General features: G+C 70.1%; 5 protein-coding genes. 1 reads left to right on the forward strand and 4 read right to left on the reverse strand.

Going from position 1 to position 3,360, the window contains the following annotated elements; genetic code table 11:
• The 4 genes from DQP56_RS23260 to DQP56_RS23275 all read right to left on the reverse strand — a co-directional run.
• Window positions 1-981: PPE family protein (locus DQP56_RS23260; protein ID WP_133259019.1), on the reverse strand; the 981-nt coding region annotated here is incomplete at its 3' end.
• A gap of 10 nt (window positions 982-991) precedes the next feature.
• The gene (locus DQP56_RS23265; protein ID WP_112689407.1) at window positions 992-1,291 is read right to left on the reverse strand and encodes a PE family protein; all 300 of its coding nucleotides are present in this window, start codon (window positions 1,289-1,291) and stop codon (window positions 992-994) included.
• Window positions 1,292-1,451: 160 nt separating this feature from the next.
• On the reverse strand, window positions 1,452-2,228 hold the full coding sequence (locus DQP56_RS23270) for a hypothetical protein (RefSeq protein ID WP_112689409.1): 777 nt from the start codon (window positions 2,226-2,228) through the stop codon (window positions 1,452-1,454).
• Window positions 2,225-2,659 carry a hypothetical protein gene (locus tag DQP56_RS23275; protein ID WP_234825801.1) on the reverse strand — a complete coding sequence of 145 codons (435 nt, stop codon included), beginning with the start codon at window positions 2,657-2,659 and terminating at the stop codon, window positions 2,225-2,227. Before DQP56_RS23275 ends, DQP56_RS23270 begins: the two co-directional genes overlap by 4 nt.
• Window positions 2,660-2,763: 104 nt before the next feature.
• On the opposite strand from DQP56_RS23275, the gene DQP56_RS23280 reads away from it, so the two are divergent.
• A complete protein-coding gene (locus DQP56_RS23280; protein ID WP_112689411.1) occupies window positions 2,764-3,315 on the forward strand; it encodes a hypothetical protein in 552 nt (183 codons plus the stop codon).
• Window positions 3,316-3,360: the final 45 nt, after the last annotated feature.

Here is a 3,360-nt window from a genome sequence, read left to right on the forward strand (position 1 = left end):
CAACCCGGCCAGTCCGGACAAGCCGGCCAGTCCCGACACGCCGGCCACCGGTGTCAGCACCCCAAGGTTGGCGATCGACAGGTTCAAGCCGACACCGGCCAACAGCGGGGAAAGCTGGGCGAGGAAGCGCAGGCTGCGCAGCGTCCAGTTGACCGCACGGTAGGTCTGCCACGCGATGAAGTAACTCGACAGCTGCCACCACTGGGCGGGCGTCAGCGGGCCCTGGAAGTTCTGTTGCAGCCAGGCAAGCGCCTTTTCGTTACCGTTGAAGAAGTTCGACAGGTTCTGCAGGAATTCGGCCGGACTCCAGTTGGGCTGGCCCTGACCGGGCACCTGGTCTCCGTCACGACCGAAGAGCATCTGCCAGATCTCCGCCGGTGTCGGCAGGTCGAAGTTTCCGCTGCCTCCGCCGCCACCACCACCACCACCGCCGCCGTCCCCGGCGGCAGCGGAGCCGGCTTGGGTTGCGCCACTGCTATGCCCCAGGCTGCGCGCGGTCTCGGTGGTGGCCTGGTAGACGCTCATGACGGTGGCAGCCTGAATCCACATCCGCGCGTAGTCGGCCTCGTTGACGGCGATCGGAATGGTGTTGACACCGAAGAAGTTGGTCGCCACCAGCACCGCGTGGGTGGCGTGGTTGGCGGCGAGCTCGGCGAGTGTGGGCATCTCCGCCAACGCGCTGCTGTAGGCCGTCGCGATCACTTCGTGTTGGGTGGCGGCCCGGGCACTGAGGGTGCCGGCCAGCTGCAGCCAGGCCAGGTAGGGCAGGTGCGCAGAAGCATAGGCCTCGGCTGTCGGACCGGCCCAGACACCCTGGGAATCTGCCAGCACGGCAGTGAGTTCGGTTGCGGCGCTGAGATACTCCCCGCTCAATGCGGTCCAGGCGGCCGACGCGGCGAAAAGCGCACCGGGTCCCGGGCCGGTGCTCAGCATCGCCGAATGCGTCTCCGGCGGGGCCGCCATCCACACGGGGGCGGACATCACCGCACCGCTACCGCCGAAACGCCGACGCGGCCGACGTGTCGGCGGTCTCGTAGTTCGCCCCCGCCGCGGCTACGCCGACCCCGGCCCGGCCCAGCACCTCGGTGCCTCGCGCGGCGACGGCCTCATGCGCGCTGCCCTGCATGCTCAGTTCCGCCGCGGCTTGCAGCGAGACCGGGTCCATCGCCGGCGGAACCACCGCGGTGATCAGCGGGGCCGCTGCCGCGTGGGCGGCCGCCAGGGTGGCGGCGATCGCCTCCACCGCCGCGCTCGTCGCGGCCAACCCTTCGGGAACGACGTGCAGGACCATGACGAAGCTCCTTCCGGCAACCAGCGCGACGTAACCTACGAACCTCAAGAACTCTAGCCGACGAACACTTTTTCCTGGCCTTAGCTGCGGAATAATCTTGCTTTCCCAGTCACGATATGCCTACCTGGTGGGTCGATCTTCCCGTAGCTGCGGAAGACTCTCAATACTTTTTGACGACCGCCCGCGGTGCGGTCCGCCAGTGGCGCCGCCCATCGGGGTGCTCGACAGGTGGTTCCAGCAGGAGCACAGCGGCGCCCCCCAGCAGGACCGGCCGGACCCAGTCACCCAGCTCGATACGCTCCCCGGCCGCGGGCCGGCGGTTGCTGCCGTCGCGGGCTTCGTCGATGGGCACGCTCGCCAGCAGTTCCTCGAGTGTCGCAGCGTGCGGCAGGTCGGCGAGGCCGGGCAGTGTGATGAACAGGCCGTCGTCGCCGGAGAGCTGCAGGCCGATGGCCGACAGCGCACCCACTACCCCGTCGTGGGTTCCCCCGTGCCCGGACAGATGCACCCCGAGTTCGTCGGCGAGGTGCCGAGCCTCGGCGCGGTGCAGCACTTCACGTTTGGCCCGTCGGCCGAAGGCCACCAGCGGCCCGACGTCGGACAGGTCGGCCGGCACCGCGACGGCGAGGCCCGGGTCGGCGGCCGGTGGACAGACGCGTTCCAGGAACCGGGCGGTGTAGTCGATGATCTCGCCGCGTACCGCGTGCGGGTCGCCGGCTGGGCTACGCCAGGCCAGGCAGGCGCTGGAATTGTGCGAGGTATAGGGCACGCGGTCATCGACCAGCAGTTGGTGGCGGGTGGCACCGGCTGCACCACCCAATCCCGCGGCGGCCAGTTCGCACAGCAACGCTCGGGCGCGCCGGCCGGTACCGGGGCTGAACCGGTCATCGGTGTCGTCGATGGCAATCAGCAGATCGACGCCGGCGAAGACCGTCACGGGTTGACGACCACGGCCTGCACGTCGCGCACCCACCGGTCGCGGTCGAGGTCGGCCCCGGCGAGTTTGACGGTGTCGCGCTTGGTGAAACTCAGCACGACCCGGTCGGTGAGGTCGGCGGCGGTCAGCGTCTGCGCGGGGTCGCTGCCCTCGATGCGGACACTGCGGACGTCGGCGGCCCCGGCGGCGTCCAGCACCGTGCGCACCGACGGGCCGCGCTGTACCGGGCTGCCGTGCGACTGCGGCGTGGTGATCTCGAGCTGTGGCAGTTCACCCAGCCGTGCCAGATCGAACACGTCCAGCACGCGACCGTCCTGCCGGACGACCAGGTGGTAGCCGGTGTCGGAATCGGCGGCGCACCCCCCGATGCCGGTGCTGACGACGAGGGCCGTCAGACCCATTCGGAGCAGCTGCCCGACAGATGACCGCATGTGCATGACCGTATGGCGGCGTCGATGCGTATTCAAGCCACCACACCTCAATCTGGACCGCAGCTGAGGTTGTGTGGCGCGGCCGTCAGGCCTACCTTGGGGCGATGACTGTGATGCCGTGGCCGGCCCGTAACGCGACGAGTCTGGCGCTCGCCCGCGAGGTGGTTTTTCCGGCCGCTGCCGCCGCCGTGATCGCCATCTGCGCTGACGTGCGGATGCCGCTGGCACTGCCCGGACACCGCGGCCTGGTGTGGCTGACACTGCTGGTGGCCGTGGCATTGACCACGCGCAGACCGCCCACCGTGCTCGCCGTGGGGGCCGCATCCAGCGCGGCGACCCTGCTGCTGCAGTCCGGGCCCGGGCCGTGGGCCAGCATCCGCTACCTGGGTGCCGCGGTATTGCTGTACCTGCTGATCGCCAGTCCCGCGGTACGGGCACGCCGGTGGCTGGTCGCACTGGCCGCCGCGCCGGTTCACCTTGTCGCGCTTGTTGTTCCGCTCACGAGGTGGCTCATCGTCGGCCACTCGTTCGGGCTGGCGGCCATCGGCGAGAAGGCGCTGTTCCACCTCGGGTTCGGCCTGGCGGCCGGGATGCTCGGCTGGGCGATCGCCGCGGCGATCGACCGCGCCGCACCGGGAGGCTCCCCGAGCGGTTAGCCGCCGCCACCGCCACCGCCACCGCAACCGGTGCCGCTGCCGGGG

The sequence above is a fragment of the Mycolicibacter senuensis genome (genome assembly GCF_003284925.1).
GTDB classification, from domain to species: domain Bacteria; phylum Actinomycetota; class Actinomycetes; order Mycobacteriales; family Mycobacteriaceae; genus Mycobacterium; species Mycobacterium algericum_A.

Coding starts and splice junctions, on each gene's coding strand:
- DQP56_RS23265 (WP_112689407.1), bottom strand. CDS start 1,291: ATGGTCCTGCACGTCGTTCCCGAAGGGTTGGCCGCGACGAGCGCGGCG.
- DQP56_RS23275 (WP_234825801.1), bottom strand. CDS start 2,659: ATGCGGTCATCTGTCGGGCAGCTGCTCCGAATGGGTCTGACGGCCCTC.
- DQP56_RS23280 (WP_112689411.1), top strand. CDS start 2,764: ATGACTGTGATGCCGTGGCCGGCCCGTAACGCGACGAGTCTGGCGCTC.